General features: G+C 44.5%; 15 protein-coding genes and 1 riboswitch. Of the genes, 9 read left to right on the top strand and 6 right to left on the bottom strand.

The features are described from left to right. Nucleotides 1-68: 68 nt before the first annotated feature. On the bottom strand, nucleotides 69-749 hold the full coding sequence (locus OCU35_RS16445; RefSeq protein WP_240698336.1) for a helix-turn-helix domain-containing protein: 681 nt from the start codon (nucleotides 747-749) through the stop codon (nucleotides 69-71). A gap of 248 nt (nucleotides 750-997) precedes the next feature. Further along, on the bottom strand, nucleotides 998-2983 hold the full coding sequence (rnb, locus tag OCU35_RS16440) for an exoribonuclease II (RefSeq protein ID WP_261825956.1): 1986 nt from the start codon (nucleotides 2981-2983) through the stop codon (nucleotides 998-1000). Nucleotides 2984-3645: 662 nt separating this feature from the next. Here rnb and OCU35_RS16435 point away from each other — a divergent pair. The 4 genes from OCU35_RS16435 to OCU35_RS16420 all read left to right on the top strand — a co-directional run bounded on the left by OCU35_RS16435 (nucleotide 3646) and on the right by OCU35_RS16420 (nucleotide 10188). Beyond that, nucleotides 3646-5568, top strand: a complete 1923-nt coding sequence (locus OCU35_RS16435; protein ID WP_102489945.1) for a DEAD/DEAH box helicase — start codon at nucleotides 3646-3648, stop codon at nucleotides 5566-5568. Nucleotides 5569-5980: 412 nt separating this feature from the next. Next, complete coding sequence (locus OCU35_RS16430; protein WP_102321580.1) at nucleotides 5981-7174, top strand: acetate/propionate family kinase; 1194 nt, start codon at nucleotides 5981-5983, stop codon at nucleotides 7172-7174. Nucleotides 7175-7291: 117 nt separating this feature from the next. After that, entirely contained in the window at nucleotides 7292-7627 is a 336-nt protein-coding gene (locus tag OCU35_RS16425) for a PBPRA1643 family SWIM/SEC-C metal-binding motif protein (RefSeq protein WP_261825955.1), read from the top strand. A 245-nt stretch (nucleotides 7628-7872) separates the two neighbouring features. After that, nucleotides 7873-10188 (top strand): peroxidase family protein, encoded by a 2316-nt coding sequence (locus OCU35_RS16420; protein WP_261825954.1) that lies wholly within the window; start codon nucleotides 7873-7875, stop codon nucleotides 10186-10188. 85 nt (nucleotides 10189-10273) lie between these two features. Here the strand turns inward: OCU35_RS16420 and OCU35_RS16415 are convergent, their stop codons facing one another. From OCU35_RS16415 to OCU35_RS16405, 3 genes are all read right to left on the bottom strand, one after another. Then, nucleotides 10274-11965, bottom strand: coding sequence for a cation:proton antiporter domain-containing protein (locus tag OCU35_RS16415; RefSeq protein ID WP_261825953.1), 1692 nt, complete (start codon nucleotides 11963-11965; stop codon nucleotides 10274-10276). A gap of 11 nt (nucleotides 11966-11976) precedes the next feature. Further along, nucleotides 11977-12849 (bottom strand): pyridoxal kinase, encoded by an 873-nt coding sequence (gene pdxY, locus OCU35_RS16410; RefSeq protein ID WP_102328889.1) that lies wholly within the window; start codon nucleotides 12847-12849, stop codon nucleotides 11977-11979. A 194-nt stretch (nucleotides 12850-13043) separates the two neighbouring features. After that, nucleotides 13044-14129: a DUF1214 domain-containing protein gene (locus tag OCU35_RS16405; protein WP_102542654.1), complete on the bottom strand. Its 1086-nt coding sequence runs from the start codon at nucleotides 14127-14129 to the stop codon at nucleotides 13044-13046. A 152-nt stretch (nucleotides 14130-14281) separates the two neighbouring features. Here OCU35_RS16405 and OCU35_RS16400 point away from each other — a divergent pair, with 152 nt between their 5' ends. The 3 genes from OCU35_RS16400 (at nucleotide 14282) to OCU35_RS16390 (ending at nucleotide 16406) form a co-directional block, all read left to right on the top strand. Next, nucleotides 14282-15193 carry a LysR family transcriptional regulator gene (locus OCU35_RS16400; protein ID WP_261825952.1) on the top strand — a complete coding sequence of 304 codons (912 nt, stop codon included), beginning with the start codon at nucleotides 14282-14284 and terminating at the stop codon, nucleotides 15191-15193. Between the two features lie 157 nt (nucleotides 15194-15350). After that, nucleotides 15351-15971, top strand: coding sequence for a LysE family translocator (locus OCU35_RS16395; protein ID WP_026012742.1), 621 nt, complete (start codon nucleotides 15351-15353; stop codon nucleotides 15969-15971). An 84-nt stretch (nucleotides 15972-16055) separates the two neighbouring features. Beyond that, entirely contained in the window at nucleotides 16056-16406 is a 351-nt protein-coding gene (locus OCU35_RS16390; RefSeq protein WP_102328885.1) for a YajD family HNH nuclease, read from the top strand. 500 nt (nucleotides 16407-16906) lie between these two features. Here the strand turns inward: OCU35_RS16390 and add are convergent, their stop codons facing one another. After that, nucleotides 16907-17902: an adenosine deaminase gene (add, locus tag OCU35_RS16385; RefSeq protein WP_261825951.1), complete on the bottom strand. Its 996-nt coding sequence runs from the start codon at nucleotides 17900-17902 to the stop codon at nucleotides 16907-16909. Between the two features lie 30 nt (nucleotides 17903-17932). Beyond that, nucleotides 17933-18030: riboswitch (purine riboswitch) on the bottom strand. Between the two features lie 629 nt (nucleotides 18031-18659). On the opposite strand from add, the gene nirB reads away from it, so the two are divergent. Continuing rightward, nucleotides 18660-21218: a nitrite reductase large subunit NirB gene (gene nirB / locus OCU35_RS16380; protein WP_102328883.1), complete on the top strand. Its 2559-nt coding sequence runs from the start codon at nucleotides 18660-18662 to the stop codon at nucleotides 21216-21218. A gap of 12 nt (nucleotides 21219-21230) precedes the next feature. Next, a complete protein-coding gene (gene nirD / locus OCU35_RS16375) occupies nucleotides 21231-21554 on the top strand; it encodes a nitrite reductase small subunit NirD (RefSeq protein ID WP_017243060.1) in 324 nt (107 codons plus the stop codon). The last annotated feature ends 59 nt before the right edge of the window (nucleotides 21555-21613 follow it).

The raw sequence follows: 21613 nt of genomic DNA, 5'->3' as shown, positions 1-21613 counted from the left end.
CTGTGTTGTTATTGGCATTTGGTCGCGCCACGTTGGCCGCGCCATGATGCATGAATTTTAAGCGTCGCTTATGGCGTTCTGCGTTCTCGCCTGAACACCTTAGGCGTGCAGCCATAGATACTTTTAAAGGCATTATTAAAGTGTGTAGCACTATTAAAGCCGCATAGAGATGCCACTTCAGTGACACTTGTACGTCCTGCGCGCAAGATTGTAGCGCCTTTGTAGATTCTTTTTTTCTTAAGCATCTCGGTAAACGATAAGCCTTCTTCTGCCAGTCGGCGTTTAACCGTAGTTACAGATACCTGTAAGTGCTCAGCTAGCATAGGTAGGCTTTGTTCTTTATCCAGCCTTGCATCCATAAACAGGGATACCTTTTCAGAGAAACTGACAAGCGTTGCGAGCTGCACTGCGTTTAAAAGTGAAGGGTATTTATCCATGGTATGTGAGAGCAATGCGCTCACTAAAGAGTGCTGAACCTCGGCTTTGCATTCTGATAGCTCGCTACTGGTGATGAGCGTGGCAAGAAGCTGATGCTCAAATGGTTCAGCCTTGAAAGAACAGACAGGCTGGTGGATTACAATTGAATCAGGGGCAGAGCCAAAACCGAGCAGCACTTCGTACTCGAGAAGTATTAGCGTGGCTTCAAAATCACTATCAGCTTCAATAGAGGAGGTCAGCAGCTCTTGGGTAAGAAATGCAAATTGGTTTGGGACAATCTCGCGCTGTTGTTCGTTCTGCTTCCATTTCAAACGGCCACTATTGACTACAACAAAACCTGCGGGCTTGGTTGAGTGATCTTTTAAGACTAGTTGGTCATGATTTGAAAAATGTAGGCAAGCAAAAGGTGACACGCACAAATCCCTAACTGCGACGATAGAGTGATTCTATCTCAGATTTGCTACTGATAGGAAAGAGTTTACTTAAGTTGTTGAATTTGATGAATACATTGAGACGAATGTCCCATAGAGTAGCGTAGGCTACTCTATGGGAGAGAAGATTAAGCGTCTTCTTTCGGAAGATCAGCAAAAACCTCAGTTGGTTTCGCTACCATGTTGCGCTTATCAATATCCACATCAGTAAGAACAACCTCTACGATGTCGCTTAGCTTGTAGATAACTTCTTTATCGATTGAAATTGTACCTTGCTCGGCACTGGATTCGATTCGCTCTTTGTTGTCCATAATTAGAGAATTAGGAACAAATGCGGCCGCACCATTTTCAATCAAGCGAACGCGCATACCGCTACGGCCAATATCAAAGATCTCGCCTTTGAACGTGGTTTCAGCTTCTACGTCTTGTTTCAGCGTGCGGGCATAGAGCCAGTCGCTTACTTTACGCTCTGCCATTCTGTGGTGCTTGCGGTGAATCGCCAGCTCATCACCCACTTCATCATCAGGGGTTTGCACTGGTTCTTTGTTCAGAATCACCGCTTTAAGAAGACGATGGTTAAGCATGTCGCTGTACTTACGAATAGGAGAGGTCCATGTCGCGTAGATATCTAAACCCATTGCAAAGTGCGGTGCAGGCGTGTTACCCATTTCACCATAGCTTTGATGTTTACGAATGCGGTTATCTAGGTATTGAGTTTCTTGGTTGTTCAACCAGCGACGCAGTGCGGTAAAGCCTTCAAGAGTGATGACATTCTCAGCGTCGAAGCCTTCTGCACCATGCTCTGTCACTAAGTCGATAACGTTAGAAACTTTATCTTCTTTAAGACCCGCATGAGTATTGAAAATACCCATATTTAGCTTGTCACTTAGCACGCGACCCGCACAAATATTTGCGGTGATCATGGCTTCTTCTACCAACTTGTTGGCGCAGCGACGCATATCAGAATGGATCGCGATAACATCGTTATCTTCACTTAGTTCAAAACGATAGTCTGGACGATCTGGGAAGATAACGGCGTTGTTTTCACGCCACTCGCTACGCGCTTTTGCCATCTCGGCGAGATCGGTCACTATGGTGGCAATCTCCTCGCTTGGTGACCATTTTTCACAACTACCTGTTTCTAGGAAGTCAGAAACATTGTCGTACGCGAGACGAGCGTGAGATTTGATATTTGCCGCAAAGAAACGAATATCGTCTTGGATAGTGCCATCACTGTTTACTGTCACTGTGCAGCATAGAGCAGGGCGCTCTTGGTCTTGAATAAGAGAGCACAAGTTGTCAGCAAGATCGCGAGGAAGCATTGGAATATTGCGACCCGGCAGATAAATGGTAAAACCGCGCTCACGCGCCACTTTGTCCATTTCGTCATCAGGAGTGATGTACGCTGTTGGATCAGCAATGGCGATAGTCAGCTCAAAGTGACCTTCGGCGGTTTTACGAGCATACAGTGCATCATCCATATCCTTTGTTGATTCACCATCGATGGTGACAAAAGGGATATGAGTGAGGTCTTCACGGATTAAATCAGCATCATCATGAAGCTTCCAGTCGTCAATGCCAACTGGCTCAGAATTAGGAAGGTCATTTTCAGCTAAGGTTACCCACCAAGGCGCTATTTTGTCGTTAGCATCGGTGATCTTTTCGGTAATTTCGACCATGAAGCCATCGGCGCCCTTAAGAGGGTGCTGAATGACTTGAGCGACAACCCAGTCACCTTCAGCAAACATGTCATGCTTTAGGCCTTTAGCGGTTTTCGCTTTAAGAGATAGATTACGAAGCTGTGGTTGATCAGGAACGACGTTGAGACGTCCTTTAAACAGCTTAACGCGACCAATGAAACGAGTGACGGCTTGTTCTACCAACTGATCGGGTTCTGCGAATTCTTTGTCATTCTCAGAACGGATCAGAGCAACCACTCTGTCACCGTGCATGCATTTTTTCATGTGCGGGGGCGGGATGAAGTAGCTGGTCTTGTTATCTACTTCTAGAAAACCAAACTTCTTATCAGTCGCCTTGATGGTCCCTTCTTTTGTAGGGATAGTTTCTTTGATCTGCTGTTTTAGTTGAGCAAGCAACGGATTGTCTGCAAACATCTATCTTTATCTTAATGAAATAACGGGCACACTATAATGATTTCGGGGCTTTTTAGCCAGTCTTGGTTAGGGTCTGTTGACCTTTTGTGGTTAATTTTTGCTCTGCCAGAAGCCTTTTAATCGAGGCGAGGGACTTGCCGCCTAGTCATCTAAGCAAAAGTCGCTCAACGATGAGTAAATGGTTTCTGGTCGAGCCTTTCGGGTAGTGCTTTGTTGGGCACTTCTACCCCGTTAGTCACTTTTTATGTGGAACCACCACACCTAAAAGCGCCTGCCTTGTATAAATACCCAACAAAGCGCTACAAAAACAACTTCAAAAGGTCAATAGACCCTAAAATCGAGCGCATTTTAACCAGTTGGGCACTACACTGTACTGCGTATTGAAAAAGAACGGCGAATATTGGGCACCGAGAGATCAATTTACGAGCCAGAAATGACAGTTTGACGACAAAATGCTTTAATTTTGTGACGGAACTCAATTTTTTCTAGCTTTCTACATGGTTTTAGTGCAGAATGCGCCTCCTTCGACTTTGTCCCTAGCGGCTTGATGCGTTTTATATACTTATCCCTTCTGAAAGGATTTAGTGTGTATTGCTGGATCGGTGTATGAATTTAGAGAGCACCTGGGACCGTTTTTATGAACACATTATAGTGGGATCCCGATGCAAGAATCTGAAATTAAATTCAGCGATTTAGAACTAAACGAACAAATCCTTTCTGCCCTTGACGGCATGGGTTTTGTATCTCCTACACCTATCCAAGCAGCTTCTATTCCTCTGCTTCTTGAAGGTAAGGACGCGCTAGGTAAAGCGCAAACAGGTACTGGTAAAACTGCTGCCTTCTCTCTTCCTCTTCTTAACAAACTGGATCTAGACCAGCGTAAGCCGCAAGCAATTATCCTTGCACCAACGCGTGAGCTAGCTATTCAGGTTGCAGCAGAGATCAAAAACCTTGGTAAGAACATTCGTGGTCTTAAGGTTCTTGAAATTTACGGCGGTGCTTCAATCGTTGATCAAATGCGTGCTCTTAAGAACGGCACTCATATCGTTGTTGGTACTCCTGGTCGTGTACAAGACTTGATCAACCGCGACCGTCTGCACCTTGACGAAGTAAATACTTTCGTTCTTGATGAAGCAGATGAAATGCTAAACATGGGCTTCGTAGAAGACGTTACCGCTATCCTTGAGCACGCTCCAGCGTCAGCTCAGCGCGTATTGTTCTCTGCGACTATGCCTCCAATGCTTAAGAAAATTGTTGAGCGCTTCTTGCGTGATCCTGCTTTCGTTGATGTTGCTGGTAAAAACCACACAGTCGACAAAGTAGAGCAACAATTCTGGGTAGTTAAAGGTATTGAGAAAGACGAGGCAATGACTCGTATTCTTGAAACTGAAGAAACTGATGCTTCTATCGTATTCGTACGTACACGCCAAGACACTGAGCGTCTAGCGGGCTACCTAGCAGACCGTGGCTTTAAAGTAGCGGCACTTCACGGTGACATTCCACAGTCACAACGTGAGCGTACTGTAGACAACATTAAGCGTGGTGTTATCGATATCCTAGTTGCAACTGACGTTGTTGCTCGTGGTCTTGATGTGCCTCGTATTACTCACGTATTCAACTACGACATTCCATTTGATGTTGAGTCTTACATCCACCGTATTGGCCGTACTGGCCGTGCTGGACGTAAAGGTAAAGCGATCCTACTAGTTCGCACTAACCAAATGCGTATGCTTCGTACTATTGAGCGTGTAACTAAGTCAGCAATGGAAGAAATCCAACTTCCTCTACGTGACCAAGTTGCAGAAGCTCGTCTGAAGAAGCTAGGTCTTGAGCTTCAAGCAGACACAGAGCACGCTTCTCTAGAGAAATTCTCTGAGCTAGTTGAAAAGCTACAGACTAACCTAGAAATTGATGCTGCAACTCTAGCTGCGATTCTACTTCGTCGTCAGCAAGGCAAGCGTCCATTATTCTACGTTGGCGAAGACCCAATGACTTCTGCTATCGCACGTGACAAAAAACGTCGTGCAGAGCGTCGTGAAGGCGGTCGTGACGGTGGCCGTGAAGGCGGTCGTGAAGGCGGTCGTAGCTACGGTGGCGAAACTAAAGATTGGGATACTTACCAATTACAAGTTGGTCGTGACCAAGGTGTTCAGGTTAAAGACATCGTTGGCGCTCTAGCAAACGAACTAGGCCTAACTAAAGGTTCTATCGGCGCGATCAAATTGGCTCAAGGCCACACATTTGTTCAGCTACCAAAAGCGATGAACTCTGAGACAGCTGGTAAACTTAGCAAGCTACGTATTCGTCAAAAAGAAACTGCAGCAGTAGTTTGTGATTTTGATGACTTCCGTGAGTCTCGTGGCGGTCGTCGTGATGGCGGTGGTCGTCGTGACGGTGGTCGTGGTCAACGTGAAGGTGGCGGCTACCGTGGTAACCGTGAAGGCGGTGGCTATCGTGGCAACCGTGAAGGCAATCGTGAAGGCGGCCGTGATGGTGAGCGTCGTTTCGATCGCAACCGTGGCGGTGACAACCGTGGTAACCACCGTGGTGAGCGTGGTCACTCTCGTCGCACTACAGCAGAGTAATCTAGCGTAATTTAGATTTTGAAACCGGGACATAATGTCCCGGTTTTTTTTTGTCTGAATAAACTGAGATTAGAGTATTTCAACTCGCGAGTTTGAAGAGTTATTGAGTACGATGGGTATTGTTAATACAATATGTATGATTATTTATGGGTTTACTGAGGGTCAAAAGTGAAGTCTTAGCTTGCAAAACTAGAGTCGTAGCGCTTCTGAAAGCCCCGTGAACACTTAAAAATAGTTGAATTTCTCTTGTCGGGAATAAATTTCGGGCGTTAAATAAATTTGCAGGTTGATCAAGATCAAAGTATCTTATTTTGTAATACTATTTAACTAAAAAAAATTTGAATAATTTTCAAATTATTTGATAATCATAAACACAGATTGAATGCCCCCTCGTCTAATTAGGATTTAACTCATGTCAAACAAGAACGTACTCGTTATCAATTCAGGCAGCTCTTCTCTAAAGTTTGCTGTTATCGACTCTGAATCTGGTGAAGCGCTAGTCAGTGGACTAGGTGAGTGTTTTGGTCTTCCAGAAGCGACCATCGAATGGAAATTTAACGGTGAGAAATGTAAAGAAGCAATCACAGCTCCTGACAACCATCACCAAGAAGCTATCAACCGCATCGTTAAACTGATGGATGAGCTATCTCTTAAAGAGACCATTGTTGCTGTAGGTCACCGTATTGTTCATGGCGGTGAGAAATTCACTAGTACTGTTCGAATTGACGATGCTGTACTAACAGAAATTGAAAATCTGTCGGATCTAGCTCCTCTACACAACCCTGCCGGTGCAAAAGGTATCCGTGCAGCTATGGCGGCGTACCCATCTCTACCTCAGTTTGCTGTATTCGATACTGCATTCCACCAAACAATGCCACAGAAGGCGTTTACGGGTGCGATTTCTCATGAGCTTTACAAAGAGTACGGCATCCGTCGCTACGGTTTCCACGGCACTAGCCACTACTACGTAAGCCGTGAAGCTGCAAAAATGCTGAACAAGCCAGTTGAAGAGTCTAACTTCATTACTGTTCACCTTGGTAACGGTGCATCTGTATGTGCGATTGCCAACGGCGAAAGTGTTGATACTTCTATGGGCTTCACACCGCTTGCTGGCCTAATGATGGGTACTCGTTCAGGTGACCTTGACCCAGGTATCATTGAGTTCTTGATGAAGAAAGGCTGGACTCCAGAGCAAGTTTTCGAAACGCTTAACAAGAAATCAGGTTTCTTGGGTGTATCCGGCGTAACTTCTGACGCTCGTGGCATTCTAGAAGCAATGGACGAAGGTCACGAAGGTGCTAAGCTAGCGTTCCAAGTATTCACATACCGTGTTGCTAAGTACATCGGTTCTTACATGATTCCACTAAGCTCTTTGGATGCAATTATCTTCACTGGCGGTATCGGTGAAAATGCTCTAGATATCCGTAGTGAAATCCTGACTAACCTAGGCCTACTTGGTTTTGTTGAAGACAGAGCCGGCAACGAAGCAGCACGCTTTGGTGCAGCAGGTCAAATTGCTGAGTCTGAGCTTCTAGGCGCTAAGGTACTAGTAGTACCAACTAACGAAGAGTTCGTAATTGCTAAGCAATCTGTAGAACTTCTATAAGTTATAAAGAACAAACTATAAAAGGCGACCTTCGGGTCGCCTTTTTTCATTCTAATCAGTGTCGCTAAACTCATCGGTTACCTGTACACTGCATTTTTGAAAATTGTGAGAGAAGTCATGTCTAAATTTTTCTATCGTGGTACACCAGATATCATGAGTAATTACGGAAAAAGTGGTTACAACCCAGAACCTACGCTTAAGTTGGGTAGTGAAGGGGCACCGCTGTCTCTTACAGTTGCTAGCGAAGAGCGCAAGCTTGAGGTTGCGGCTTTGGCTGAGCAGAACAAATTGTTTGCTAATATCGAAGTCGACGCCACAGCAGATGAGAACATCGCTGAGTTGGAAGGCATACTAAACAAGCCTAAAACCCAACGCTTTGAAAAAACGCCTGAGCGCAACGACCCGTGTAGCTGCCGCAGTGGCAAGAAGTACAAAAAGTGCTGCGGTCGCTAATAGCGAATAAAATTTAAGCTTCTCATTAAACCGTCCAATGGACGGTTTTTTTATGCGCGGAAATTGAGTAGAGCAGATGTCGCCCCTTTTTACTAAGCTGAATAGCATTGTCACTTATAAAACAGGGTTTAAATTTAAGTTTCAATTGTCTGTAGGGAATATCAGAGCCTAGTTGCGATAGTGCATCAGTATTGGTTGATACGTTGTTTCTCTTTTAGTTATTGCATGGAATAGATGGGGATAACATGAAAAAGATCATCGTATTGTGGGGTGTTTTAGCCTTGCTACCGGCTGTAAGCCAAGGGCAAACGTGTAAAAGTACTGGCCAAGAATTCAGGAGTATTACTGGGTATTGTAATAATTGGACAGAGCCAAATCTTGGGGTCGCCTGGGACATAGATATTGAAGATAGCGAAGGCCCCGTTAGAGAAGGAATCTTTAGACGATTTGAGCAAGCAGAATACAGTGATATAGCCACACGAACATCCCCTAGAGACGAAGTTGCCAATCCTATCGTAGCCAGTGCAGACCTAATGCAGATTAATGTCGAAGACGGTCGCTACTGGTCTCACACCAACCTTTTCTTTGTCTATATGATGCAATTTGTTACCCATGATATGGCACTCACAGTATCGCCACCTGCAGACCCTCTCGCGCTCAACGCGGGATTAGGCATTGAGAAAGATGCAGAAGGTACCGATTTTTTATTAGGTGGCGCAACGGTTGATTTCCTTGACGAACAGGGCGTTCCACAGCAATACAATGGGGCATCTGCTTTCTTAGACTTGTCTTCCACCTATGGCCCCACTAATGAAATAAGTAATGCGTTGAGAACGTTTGAAGGAGGGCTATTAAAAACTGCACAACGAAAGGATTTTAAGTTTACTAGGAGAAATACTCCCTCTCGGGATCTTTGTGATTGTGTAAACACAGATACTGGCGAACCTTGGAGCATGTTTAACGAAGATCTTTCAAATATCAAAGAAGTATTTGTTGAGAGTGCTCCAGGGTTTATTCCTGAACCGTTTTTACACCTCGATATGTGTGTCTCTCCCGCAGCTTCTTTTGGAAACACATTTATACCTGGGGTAGGGGAAGTACCCGCAACGCCAGGCGTTTATAGCTGCCCCAATAGTGCACTTGGCACTCCTCCAATGCTGTTGGAAAACGTGAAATGCAGTATTAACTATGCCGCTTTAAACGACCCAACTAGATCAGATTTCGAATGGAGCATTCCTGAAGGCGTTGATTGGATGCCCTTTGTTTCAGAAACTAGCCCACAAGTACCTTTTGATGAACTTACTGCATCGACTAATGATCCGAGTAAAGCTTTTGCCGCTGGGGACCTTAGAGCAACAGAAAATCTAGGCATCACGGTCATACAAAACCTATGGCTCAGAGAGCACAACCGTAACGCGAGATTACTTTCGAAAAACAATCCTGATTGGAGTGATGAACAAATTTTTCAGGTGGCGAGAGCGCGCACTATCGGAGTTTATCAAAAGGTAGTGTACAACGAATTCTTGCCGATAATTGTAGGGAAGAAGCTAACTCAGAAATATAAGTTAACCACTAAGTACAAAGACAGTGATTATGATGGAGCTATTGATCCTCGAACGGGCAATAGTTTTGCCGCTGCTGCTATGCGGTTTGGGCATTCCATGGTGACCAATGATGTATTTCCTCTTGATCCAGTTACTATGGAGAGAATTCCTACAAATCAAAAGCAATTACCGGCTAACTATTTTGGTCAAAACTCACCTGCTGAGTCTTCAGTAAATTGGATACACTTAGGAGCTGCAGCGCAATCAACCGCTTTCGCACCAGTAGATGAAATGATGGCGTTTATTGGGGCTCAAGTTCCCAGTGCTTCGCCACCCGATGATGCCATCATGGCAGGTTTGGTCAACTCTAAAGCTCAAATGGTAGATCGCTATGTCGAAATATCTTTGAACAAGCTCGATGTATCAAATTGTTTTAGTGGCGCTATTTCAGTCAGCGTACCAGGTTTTTCAGTATTTAGAGGCCGAACACATGGACTGCCTTCGTATCATCAGCTTGCCAAGCAGTGGACAGGAAACGCCATATACGGAACTAAAGGTTGCCCTGAACCTCAGGAAAACCAAGAGTACGACCCTTTGCAATGCTTTGAAGCATTGACTCAAGATACAGACTCTAACTATGCGTTGCAGTTGAGAGATACTTTCAAGCGACTAGATCTAATCGACCCCTTTGTAGGAATGTTGATAGAATCTGAAATAGTCTGTACAGGCTGCAAATTTGGCAGCTTAGAAGGTAGTAATGAGTTAAACCATAAAGCTAAGGTGAAAAATGGAATAGTGGGGCCTACTGCTGGTGAGATAATTGCTGACCAATTTTATCGTAGTAAGTATGGAGATAGATTTTGGTTTGAGAACAGTATCCATGGTTGGTCACAAAGTGATTTGCGTGCGATACATAACACTACAATGAAAGATCTTATTTCAATTCATTTTCCATCGCTATCGGCTCAGCTCAAGGGTAGGGACAGTGCTTTAATAGGAGCTGCTATTTACAATTAGGATAGGGTAAGGAACAACCGAACCTGTTTTTTTTATTGGTTCGGTTGTTCCAACAAAGTTTTAGTTGCCGTTGGTCCTACGCGCACTACTGTTTGTACTTTTGATAGTTAAGCTCTGACATCTCAGTCATTAACTCATCGACTAGAGTCATAGTGGTGTCTTCTGCAACACCAAAATTGTGCAGTAACTTCCTTCCACGAATTAAAGTGCTTTCTATGTAGGTAGAGGCGGCAAAGTGTATGCCTAGCTGTTTTAGCTCCAACTCATCTTCTTTTGAATTAGTACGCGCATAGATATCTAAATTTGGGTATCGAGCCAGTGCTACGCAAACTCGTTTAAGGGTGGCTGGTTCATGGATAGAAACAAACACAGCCTTAGCATCATCTAAGTGAATTTTCTTACGAACGCTGGACCTCAGAATATCGCCAAAATAGGCATTGAGACCGAGTTGTTTGCTGGTTTTTACTTGGTCGTAGTTATGATCCAAGGCTACGTATGGGATCTGCGCTCGGTGGGCCATTTTAGCAATAAGCCTGCCGACTTCATCCACACCAATAATCACTAGAGCATTGCTTTCTTTGTGGGGAAAATCGTCAAACGACTCTGCGCTATGAAGAAATCTAGAGACAACCTTATCACCCAGCTTAATGCTAAAAGAGGACAAGACCATGCTTAGGCTAACAATGGCGATTATGATGCTCGACTGTGACTCACTGAGGATGCCCATTGAAGTTGCAAGCGCCAGTATCACAAACGCAAACTCACCTACGTGATTGAGCCAAAACCCTGTCTTTATCCCTACAGATAATGACTTCCCATCGATTAGGGAGAGTGCAGTCGAAAGTAAGGTTTTCACGACGAGAACTACAGCGAGAATGAACAGTATTGAACTCAGGTGCTCAATGAGCACTGTTGGGTTAATCTGCATACCAACAGATGTGAAGAACAGTGCCATGAGCACCCCCTTAAATGGGAGTACGGTTTCTTCTAGGCTATGTCGGAAGTCTGAAGAGGACAGAAGCATTCCTAGTAAAAATGCTCCAAGAGTAGAAGGCAATCCTGCATACTCAATGACACAAACCGTTGCGAAAATAGCCCCAAATAAGCACAAGGCAAAGGCATCTTTATTGTGTTTTCTTACGCTCCACTTCAGAGCTAATGGCAATAGAACTTTGCCTATAGCGAGGATCAGCCCAATAACGAACAGTACGGTAAAGGTATCTTGTAGAAAGGTCGCGCTTGACTCATTTTGGTGGCTAACGAGCAGCGGTATTAACGCCATTAGTGGCACTACGCTCAAGTCCTGTCCCATCAAGTTCGAGAATATGTTTTTGCCGTGTTCGGAGTTGAATTCACCCTTTTGATTTAACAAAGTGATGACGACCGCAGAAGAGGACTGCCCAAATATGGCTCCGATAACTAAGCCTATTTGCCAAGAAAAACCCAACAAAGTGACTAATCCGGCAAAGAGTAGGGACGTCGCTACCACGAGCCCTACACCTTGTATCATCAGGCTTTTCTTCATTCGCCACAAATCTACAGGCTTCATCTCTAATCCTATGGTAAATAGAAAAAGAATGACCCCTAGGTCGGCAACTTGTTGTAGCAATTCAATGTTGGTGGCGGCGACTAACCCTGGAGTAAAAGGTCCAAGGGCTACACCAGCTAATATAAATCCAACAATGGTGCCCATGCCCAGTATTGATGAACCTACAACAAACAGCGTTGCTACAGTAAACACGTAGGCGATGAAATAAAAGAAACTGATAGAGTCCATGAAATAGCCAGTTAGTGTGCTGTTGCTTGTTCAATCTTAATAACAGGGAGTTCGTAGGTTGGTTCCACGAATTCATACTGACCAGCGACGGTTTGTAACTCACACGAGTCGTGTTCTTCAGTGATCTTCAAAATACCATAAGCAGCATTGCAGGTGTGAGAGAACGCGCTGATTGGGTTAACCCCATTGACCATAGAGGCAGCAAAAACAGCAGAGATGAGATCCCCCAACCCAATCAGAGGATCGTCAAAGTGAAATTTAGGCCATTCTACTTTGAAGCTATTGCGGTGTGTCACCATCAGCATGGATTCAAAGTCAGTAGATAGCATGTCTAGATCTTTAACGATAACGTAACGAGCGCCTAGGTCTAATATTTGCTCGCACGCTTCAATGACCTGCTGTTGATCCACAAGTTTTACATCAGTAATTGCAGAGAGTTCATGTTGGTTTACCACAACAACATCGGCGATAGGAACGAGTTCCTTGATCACGGCCTGTTTCACTTCATGGGAAATGACTTGAGTATTGTTGGATAGGTACATGGCAGCATGGCAAACATACAACGCAAAGCGGTTACGATTTTTAAGCTTGGCCACAGACAGGTAAAGATCGTCGACCTGCTTAACATTATCCAGATAGCCGGATATCAATGCTCCGCAGTGATCAAGCTCATGGATGTTGTCTACGCCTTGAATAAGCGCGCCAATTTCACTCTCTACGCTTTTATAGTCGGACCAATCGTCATCGGTGCGAGGGGTTTTAGCAAGTTGCAAGGTATCTAATTGTAGAACCTCAATGCCCATGCGTTGCATAGGAAATACAGCAGAACTATTGCCTACATGACCGTAAACAACTTGGGGCTGTATCGAAATAATATTTGTCATTTTAAAACTAACTCTTAACGGTGTTTTACTACATTCGGCGAGAGTCTAACGCCACATTCAATCCACAATGAATACCTTTTGTAGGATGAGAGCCTGCATAGTTATGAGAAGACCTTATAGGGTGTTGGGTCAGGTAGATCGCAAAAACCGCCTAAAAAGGCGGTTCAAGAGTGAAGCTATGAATACAAAGGCGACTACTTATGGTCTGGATTTACAGCTCCACCCGCTAAGTATTTGAGTTCGCGACCGCCAAACAGGTCATATTCAACATCGTGTGAAGCTCCGTAATTACGCACGGTATAGTTAAAGTCTTCGCCATTCGTTTCTAGGTTATTTGGCGCATCGTCACCACAGCCAAAACTGATGGTTACACTGCCATCGGCGTTCTTATCCCACTCGTATGAGTTGATTGAGAATCTCTCAGTATCAAGCATATAACCCGCGGCATCGTACAAGGTGATCGAGGTGAAGTATTTGTTGTCCGGTTCTTGGAACGTCGTGGTTTGACATACTGAACCTTCAAATTGTTTAGTGTTGCGATAGATATTTGAAACACCTACTTCAATTGGCATGCCACCCCAGCCTTGAGCATTAGAACGCATTTGACGGCCGTTATTGGCATCAGCAGCATCTGAGCTCTCAACATAGAAGAAGTCTTCTCCGGCCTCTAGAAACTCTTGCTTCAGCTTTTTGGTCATAGCGTCACGCTGGGCAACATCATAATTTGGTGCAACGTAGCCTTGTGGCGAAAACTCTTCGGTACCTGAGTAGTCAACATGGAAGCGAGACTGTGCAGCCAATGCATTAGTCACGTCAGATTTATCCTCAACACCTGCTCTAAAGATGATGAACGCGAAGTCTGTATCGATCTTAACGGAATACTCGCCCGGGCCAACCTTGTACATTGGAGAGGCTGAGTTCTCATCTAAGATATGGACGGACGTGTAAACATCTTGGGTGCCAGATTCGTTTTCAAATTCATCAATAGTGACGTGGATAAAGCCATCTTTATCTGCGTGAGCAATGGCAGCAGAGTAGAGTGAGTCCTGGTTCATTCGAACAACAGGCGCTTTGTTGCCAGCAGGTACAAGCGCAGGAAGGTGAACGATACCTTTGTCAGCACCGTGCTTATCCCAATTACCCATATATTTTGCCGCAGCAGCTTGATTGTAGTTTTGTTCGGTAACTGCAATGGTGTCAGTCGCCACTGCGTGCATTGGAAGAGTCATACTCGCTAGAACCAAAGATGAAACAGCAGTGAGTTTAAATAAGTTCGTCATAGTCATTCCTAATGTGTATTGGGGTTTAATCATTTGCTTGTTGGAATAGATAATAAGCACTTGCGCATGATTCATCTAACGACTTATATTTATGATTAATTATGATCAAATCGAATAATGTAAATATGAATAGATTGCTATCGAGAGTAGATTTGAATTTGCTAGTGACACTGGATGTCCTTCTTAAGGAGAAAAACGTTACTAGAGCGGCTGAGGTTTTGTTTGTTTCTCAGTCGGCAGTCAGTCGTTCGTTAGCGCGCTTGCGAGACACCTTTGACGATCCATTGTTTACACGAGTGGCTTCAGGGCTTGTACCAACCGAGAAGGCGCTAGAGATAGAAAAGCAGTTGTTGGTTCTATTGCCAAAGCTTAGCGAGGTCTTTAGTCAAGAGGCATTTGATCCAAAGAAAGCCGATAATGCGTTTGCTATATCGCTTCCTGCTTTACTGTCTAGTGCGTTAACGCCTGTGTTGATGAAAGAACTAAGAGAAGTAGCGCCACGGATGCGAGTGTCGGAATATGCGGCCAAAGCCAATCCGTATTCTTCGTTAGATCAAAGCCAGGTTGATTTTGCTCTGCATTATAGTGATTCTCCTAACCAACGCTATGTATCAAAACAAATCGGCACTCTTAGGCCTCAGTTGTTCGTCAGACCTAACCATCCACTGTTAATGAAAGAAGATATCGTTATTGAGGATACCTTTGATTATTCAATGGTAGGTATGGTGGTAGAAGAGGATCAATATCATTCATTTAGCGCCCCAATTACCCAAGTGTATAAAGACTTAATGATCGACAGGCGTCCAATTCTGCGAAGCTCTCAAACACAGGTTTTGATTGATGTTATCTCTGACTCAGATGCCATCTTGTTTGGCACTAACTGCCTAAAAGCACTAAGAACCTATGGAAAGGACTTTGTAGACGTGAGATCTCGGCAGATCGAGAACAATAAGGACTACTCAGTACCTGTGCACTTAGTTCATCATCAGAGAACAAGTAACAGTGCCGCACATCAATGGATGAGCCAACTGCTCGCACAGCAGATATCTAAGCTATTAAATTAGAGCTGAATAATACTAATGCATGCGAAATTTCAGCGGTATTCTATTTTTTAGCACCCTTACTAAGGTAAGTCCCTGAATTGATTTTATTTTTCATTGCATAATTATCTAATAGTCGATAATTTGTTGCATCTTGTTAGCGTAATAGGGACGTTTGAATTTGGAACTAGCAACCTTATGGGTCTTTATCCCCACTTTTCTTTTTGTATCAATCACACCGGGTATGTGTATGACCTTAGCTCTAGGTCTAGGTATGAGCATTGGCTACAAGCGAACCCTATGGATGATGCTGGGTGAGGTGTTTGGCGTTGCTGTTGTAGCCATAAGTGCCGTACTGGGTATTGCTGCGGTCATGATAAAGATGCCAATGTTGTTTATTGGTTTTAAAACCGTAGGGGCATTGTATCTTAGCTATCTAGGCATTCAAATGTGGCGGTCAAAAGGTAAGATGGCCATTACCGATGAAAATCTGGAGTCTTCAAACGCATCAAATTATGGCTTAGTGGCACAGGGCTTCATCACTGCGATCGCAAATCCAAAAGGGTGGGCCTTCATGATTTCATTATTGCCTCCGTTCATCAGCGCAAACCACGCGGTAGCACCACAGCTGCTTATCTTAGTCAGCATTATCATGTTATCTGAATTTCTCTGTATGAGTATTTATGCCTCAGGAGGCAAGGGACTTAGGGTGTTGCTGTCTAATAGTAGCAATGTAAAGTTGATGAACCGTATTGCTGGCACATTGATGATTGGAGTTGGCGTGTGGTTGTTTATGAGTTGAGTGATAGATCTCATTAGCCTAACTGCGTCATAAGCAAATTTGTGCTAATTTAATCGTAAATCAACAAAGAATGTGGAAATAAAGATGTCTTCTCCATCAGATTATACTGGCAGCAGCGCGGCATACGCTCGCAAAGAAGCGGGTTACCGCGATAAAGCCCTGAAACTTTACCCTTGGGTGTGCGGCAGTTGCGCACGAGAGTTTGTGTATTCAAACCTGCGTGAATTAACCGTTCACCACAAAGATCATGACCATACTAATAACCCTGAAGATGGCAGTAACTGGGAACTACTTTGCCTGTACTGCCATGATCATGAGCATTCTAAATACACAGATCACGAGCGTTATGGCGTTGATCCTGTGGCAAGAGCTGACGAGCACCAATCGGCAACACACAACCCGTTTGCCGATCTTGCTAAGATGATGAAAAAATAAGTTTTTGAAGTGAAAGGTCACCTTAGCAAATAGGTGACCTTTTAAGTTTCTAGTTAAAAGCTTCTAGCCACAAGCTTCTAGCCACAAGCCTCAAGTTACAAGCCTCAAGTCACAAGCCACGAGATAGAAGCCTTTCTTTTGATCGTAAGTCGCGCTTAGTCCAATCCCAAAAACGTCATTCTTCAGAACACTAGGCGTTCATCCAGTATGCCGGAACAGCAGTGCTGCTTCGAGTATGCCAAGGGCGTTAGGGGGCCGTCATTCCCGAGGTTTTTTATCGGGAATCTGTTACTACATACAATCGAAAGGTCCCCGATAGAAGACTTCGGGGACAGTGATCAATCTAACGAACAGCAAAATATCGAGCTAATAACGTAAAACCCCGTGTCTACTGTTACGGGGTCATATCATCCTAGAACCTAGAACCTAGAACCTAGGAAAGACAAGAGCCTTCACCGCCAACAGAAATTGTTGCATATGCAGGCTTTTTAGATCGCCGATTACTTAATGAAGTTACGCAACTCTTGTTTTATATCATCACTAGCAAAGCTTTGCTCAACGCTATTAAGGTAGATAGCTTTGTAATCTGAGTCTGTAAGCTCAAATAACTCACATACCTTTTGCACTTCTTTGGTCATGGTCGTATTGGATACCGTTCTGTTATCGGTATTGATGGTTACCGCTAGGCCTTGCTCATAAAAGCGTTTTGCTGGATGTGACTCGATGTTTTCAACCGCTTTGGTTTGAACATTACTGCTAGGGCAGGTTTCAAGTCCAACATGGTTGTTATTAACTGCGTCATAACCACCAACATGATTGATGATATGAATGCCGTGCCCAACACGCTCTGCCTTAAGAAGCTCAACGGCATCTTGAACGTTCTGACCATCACCTTGCTCACCAGCATGTATGGTGACATGAAAGCCTTTGCTGCGCGCATACTCTGCTTCTTCAACAAAATCATGGCAGAAACCCGATAGCTCAGCACCAGCAAGGTCAAAGGCCACTACGCCATTTCCTAGCAGTTTAGCGCCTGCATCTATCACTAGGTTAATGTCATCTTTGGGCATAGTGCGCAGGATACACAGTATGTAGTTACCGCGAATATCAAATGCTTGTTCAGCACGCTGCATACCTTTAACCACAGAGGTAATGATTTGCTCGACACTTAAACCTTGATTGGTATGGAGCAGGGGAGCAAAGCGGACTTCTAGATACTTAACGTTTTCTTTAGCCGCGTCTTCAAACACTTCGTACGAGATTCGTTCCAAAGCGTCTTGGGTTTGCATTACCTGAAGGGGCAGGTCAAAGCGAGTAAGGTACTGCTGAAGGTCGACACAGGTTTCTGGAGCAATCATAAGATCGCGAATCACATCAACGTCTTGGCTTGGAATATCAATCTGCTGACTGTTCGCAAGATCAATAATGGTTTCAGGTCGAACACTGCCATCGAGATGGCAATGCAGGTCAATTTTTGGGAGAGAGAAAAAATCCATAAGTCGTCACCTTTATCACGAGAGTGGAACAAATAAAGACAATGACTTCATAATCAAAGGATAGGCCTTTGGTAGAGACTCCCACACCATATCAGAGGGATTATATGAAGCATATTTGTGGCGTGATTCTAGCAACTGCTGGTGGCTGTTACAAACTGTTGCAGACAAAAGAGGTGCCTATTGGCGTCTCTTTTGCCTGTTAGGGTGTGATTTAGAATCGTTTTGAAATCACAGCGGTAAATGCGATAAATGTAACTCCCAGCACATGACTTCACTTTTTATCATTACCAAAGCCAGCTTTAACACCCTTGAAGGCAACTAGCGTAATAGTGCAAGGAATGACGTATATCCCCAACGTTGCCAAATCAAATAAGTGGTTCGATGAAGAATTACGGAAAAGGAGGTAAAAGGCGGTTATCCGTCAGTAAAGAATGAGCATAAACTCATGTCATTTTATCCTTCTTATCTATTAACAAAGCCATTAATTTACAACTTCAAAATAATTCACTCTATAACCACTAATATCCCTTGATTTAACAAAAATAATTCCGTTCAAATTCAAAAGAAGTCACTAGTTGGTTACAACCTGTTGCAAGTCAATGAGATACAAAAATACTAAGAATCAATGACTTAATTGTAGTCTTGTATGACAAATACCCAAAAAGGGGTATATTTTTGTGAAATTGATCTGGGTCAATTTTGAATTGTGGTTCCCAAATACAATCGCGCAAGTTTTTATATTTTTTAAGGAACCGCTATGAGCAAGATGAAGCTAGTTATCATCGGAAACGGCATGGTGGGACACCGTTATATTGAAGACCTTGTTGAGAAAACTGATGTTTCCAACATGGATATTACAGTGTTCTGCGAAGAGCCACGCATCGCCTACGATCGTGTTCACCTATCCTCTTATTTCTCTCACCACACCGCAGACGAGCTTTCTCTTGTTAAAGAAGGTTTCTATGAAAAGCACGGCATCAACATTCTGTTGGGCGAACGTGCTATCAACGTAAACCGTGAAAACCGTATTGTTCATTCAAGCACCGGTCGTGAAATCGAATACGACAAGCTAGTAATGGCGACAGGTTCTTTCCCATTCGTTCCGCCTATTAAGGGCAACGAGAGCAAAGACTGCTTTGTATACCGCACAATCGAAGACCTTAAGTCTATTGAAGCAACGGCGAAAAACAGTTCTGTAGGTGTTGTTATCGGCGGTGGTCTTTTAGGCCTTGAAGCTGCTGGCGCGCTGCGTGCACTAGGTGTAGAAACTCACGTTGTTGAGTTTGCTCCAAAGCTAATGGCCGAGCAGTTAGACCAAGCGGGTGGTAACCAGCTTCGTCAAAAGATTGAGCGTATGGGCGTTAGAGTTCACACCAGCAAAAACACTCTTGAAATTGCTCCTGAAGGCAAAGAGCTACGTAACGTGATGCGTTTTGCTGACGGTACTGAGCTTGAGACTGACTTCATCGTATTCTCTGCAGGTATCCGTCCTCAAGACAAACTTGCACGCCAAATGGGTTTAGATATCGCGCCTCGTGGCGGTATCGCAATCAACAACCATTGCCAAACTTCAGACGAAAGCATCTACGCTATCGGTGAGTGTGCTTCATGGAATGAAACCTTCTTCGGTCTAGTGGCTCCTGGCTACAAGATGGCCACTGTTGCTGTTGACCACGTAGTGGGTAACGACAGCCAGTTTGAAGGCGCAGACATGAGCGCTAAGTTGAAGCTACTGGGCGTTAAAGTGGGTTCAATTGGTGACGCGAACGGCCGTACTCCTGGCTGTAAGAGCTACGTTTACCAAAACGAAGAGCAAGAAGTTTACAAACGTATCATCGTTTCTGAAGACAACAAGAAACTGCTTGGTGCAGTAATGGTGGGTGACACTTCTGATTATGGCGATCTTCTTCAGTTAATGCTGAACGATATGGATCTACCAGAGCACCCAGATGCATTGATCCTTCCGGCACACGCTGGCGCAGAAAAACCAACCCTAGGTGCAGATGCTCTGCCTGAAAGCGCGGTTATCTGTTCTTGCTTTGACGTAACTAAAGGCAAAATTGCTCAAGCAGTTGCGGATGGCCACCACACTATTGGTGACGTGAAAGCGGTGACTGGTGCAGGCACAGGTTGTGGCGGTTGTATCCCTCTAGTGACATCAGTGCTTAACGCTGAGCTTGCTAAAGCGGGTGTGGAAGTGAAGAGCGATGTGTGTGAGCACTTTGCTTACTCTCGCCAAGAGCTGTTCCACCTTATTCGCATCGAAGAAATCAAAACCTTTGACGAGTTGCTAGAGAAGTACGGTAAGGGTTACGGCTGTGAAGTGTGTAAGCCTCTTGCGGGTTCTATCTTAGCGTCTTGCTGGGGTGAGCATATCCTTAAGCCTGAATTGGTTAAGCTGCACGACACTAATGACAACTTCCTAGGTAACATCCAAAAAGATGGTACTTACTCTGTTATCCCTCGTATGGCAGGTGGTGAAGTGACACCTCAAGCCCTTGGTGCGCTGGCTAACGTTGCTGCAGAATACAATCTTTACACTAAGATCACTGGTGCTCAGCGTATCGGTCTATTTGGTGCTCAAAAAGACGACCTTCCTGCTATCTGGGGCAAGCTGATTGATGCTGGCTTTGAAACGGGTCAAGCGTATGCAAAAGCATTGCGTATGGCTAAGACCTGTGTGGGTTCTACTTGGTGTCGTTACGGCGTTCAAGACTCTGTGGGCCTAGGCTCAATGATTGAGAACCGTTATAAGGGTATTCGTACTCCTCATAAGATGAAGTTTGGCGTATCTGGTTGTACTCGTGAGTGTGCTGAAGCGCAAGGTAAAGACTTGGGTATCATCGCGACCGATGCAGGCTGGAACATGTATGTATGTGGTAACGGTGGTATGAAACCTCGTCACGCAGATCTACTTGCAACAGACCTAGACCAAGAAACTCTGATCAAATACATCGACCGTTTCATGATGTTCTACATCCGCACGGCAGCACCACTGCAACGCACTTCAGTATGGCTTGAAAACCTAGAAGGCGGCGTGGATTATCTACGTGATGTTATCGTTGAAGACAAACTGAACATCAACGCTCAACTTGAGGCCGATGTGGCTAAGCTAGTTGAAGAATTCCGCTGTGAGTGGACTGACACTATCAACGATGAAAAACAACTGACTCGTTTCTCTCACTTTATTAACTCAGACCTTCGTGATGACAACGTAGTGTTTGTGAGCGAGCGTGACCAACATCGCCCAGCAACCTTCACGGAAAAACACCCTGAAGCGAAAGGCGATATCTTCCACGCAGCCGTTACTGAGTAAGAGGACGTAATCATGAGTTTTGAAAAAGTTTGTAAGATCGATGACATCGTACCGGGCACAGGCGTATGTGCGTTAGTTGCTGGTCAGCAGGTTGCACTATTTCGTCCTTCTGCTGAAGAGAAGGTATTTGCTATCTCAAACACAGACCCATTTGCACAATCTAACGTGTTGTCACGTGGCTTGATTGTTGAGCATAAAGACGAGCTATGGGTTGCAAGTCCATTGAAGAAACAACGCTTTAACCTAAGCACGGGTGCTTGCATGGAAGACGAACGTTTTAACGTTAAATCTTTCAAAGCGCGCGTAGTGAAAGGTGCTGTAGAAGTTTCTGCATAAGAGATTTAATAGCGAAAGGGTTCCTTGCTTTTTGTTTTTAAAGAGCAAGGGCAGGGAGC

The sequence above is a fragment of the Vibrio breoganii genome, assembly GCF_024346795.1.
GTDB lineage: Bacteria > Pseudomonadota > Gammaproteobacteria > Enterobacterales > Vibrionaceae > Vibrio > Vibrio breoganii.
Note: the sequence above shows the minus strand (reverse complement) of the source record. Positions and strands in the feature narration are given on the sequence as shown.

Coding starts and splice junctions, on each gene's coding strand:
- rnb (WP_261825956.1), bottom strand. CDS start 2,983: ATGTTTGCAGACAATCCGTTGCTTGCTCAACTAAAACAGCAGATCAAA.
- OCU35_RS16435 (WP_102489945.1), top strand. CDS start 3,646: ATGCAAGAATCTGAAATTAAATTCAGCGATTTAGAACTAAACGAACAA.
- OCU35_RS16430 (WP_102321580.1), top strand. CDS start 5,981: ATGTCAAACAAGAACGTACTCGTTATCAATTCAGGCAGCTCTTCTCTA.
- OCU35_RS16425 (WP_261825955.1), top strand. CDS start 7,292: ATGTCTAAATTTTTCTATCGTGGTACACCAGATATCATGAGTAATTAC.
- OCU35_RS16420 (WP_261825954.1), top strand. CDS start 7,873: ATGAAAAAGATCATCGTATTGTGGGGTGTTTTAGCCTTGCTACCGGCT.
- OCU35_RS16415 (WP_261825953.1), bottom strand. CDS start 11,965: ATGGACTCTATCAGTTTCTTTTATTTCATCGCCTACGTGTTTACTGTA.
- pdxY (WP_102328889.1), bottom strand. CDS start 12,849: ATGACAAATATTATTTCGATACAGCCCCAAGTTGTTTACGGTCATGTA.
- OCU35_RS16405 (WP_102542654.1), bottom strand. CDS start 14,129: ATGACGAACTTATTTAAACTCACTGCTGTTTCATCTTTGGTTCTAGCG.
- OCU35_RS16390 (WP_102328885.1), top strand. CDS start 16,056: ATGTCTTCTCCATCAGATTATACTGGCAGCAGCGCGGCATACGCTCGC.
- add (WP_261825951.1), bottom strand. CDS start 17,902: ATGGATTTTTTCTCTCTCCCAAAAATTGACCTGCATTGCCATCTCGAT.
- nirB (WP_102328883.1), top strand. CDS start 18,660: ATGAGCAAGATGAAGCTAGTTATCATCGGAAACGGCATGGTGGGACAC.
- nirD (WP_017243060.1), top strand. CDS start 21,231: ATGAGTTTTGAAAAAGTTTGTAAGATCGATGACATCGTACCGGGCACA.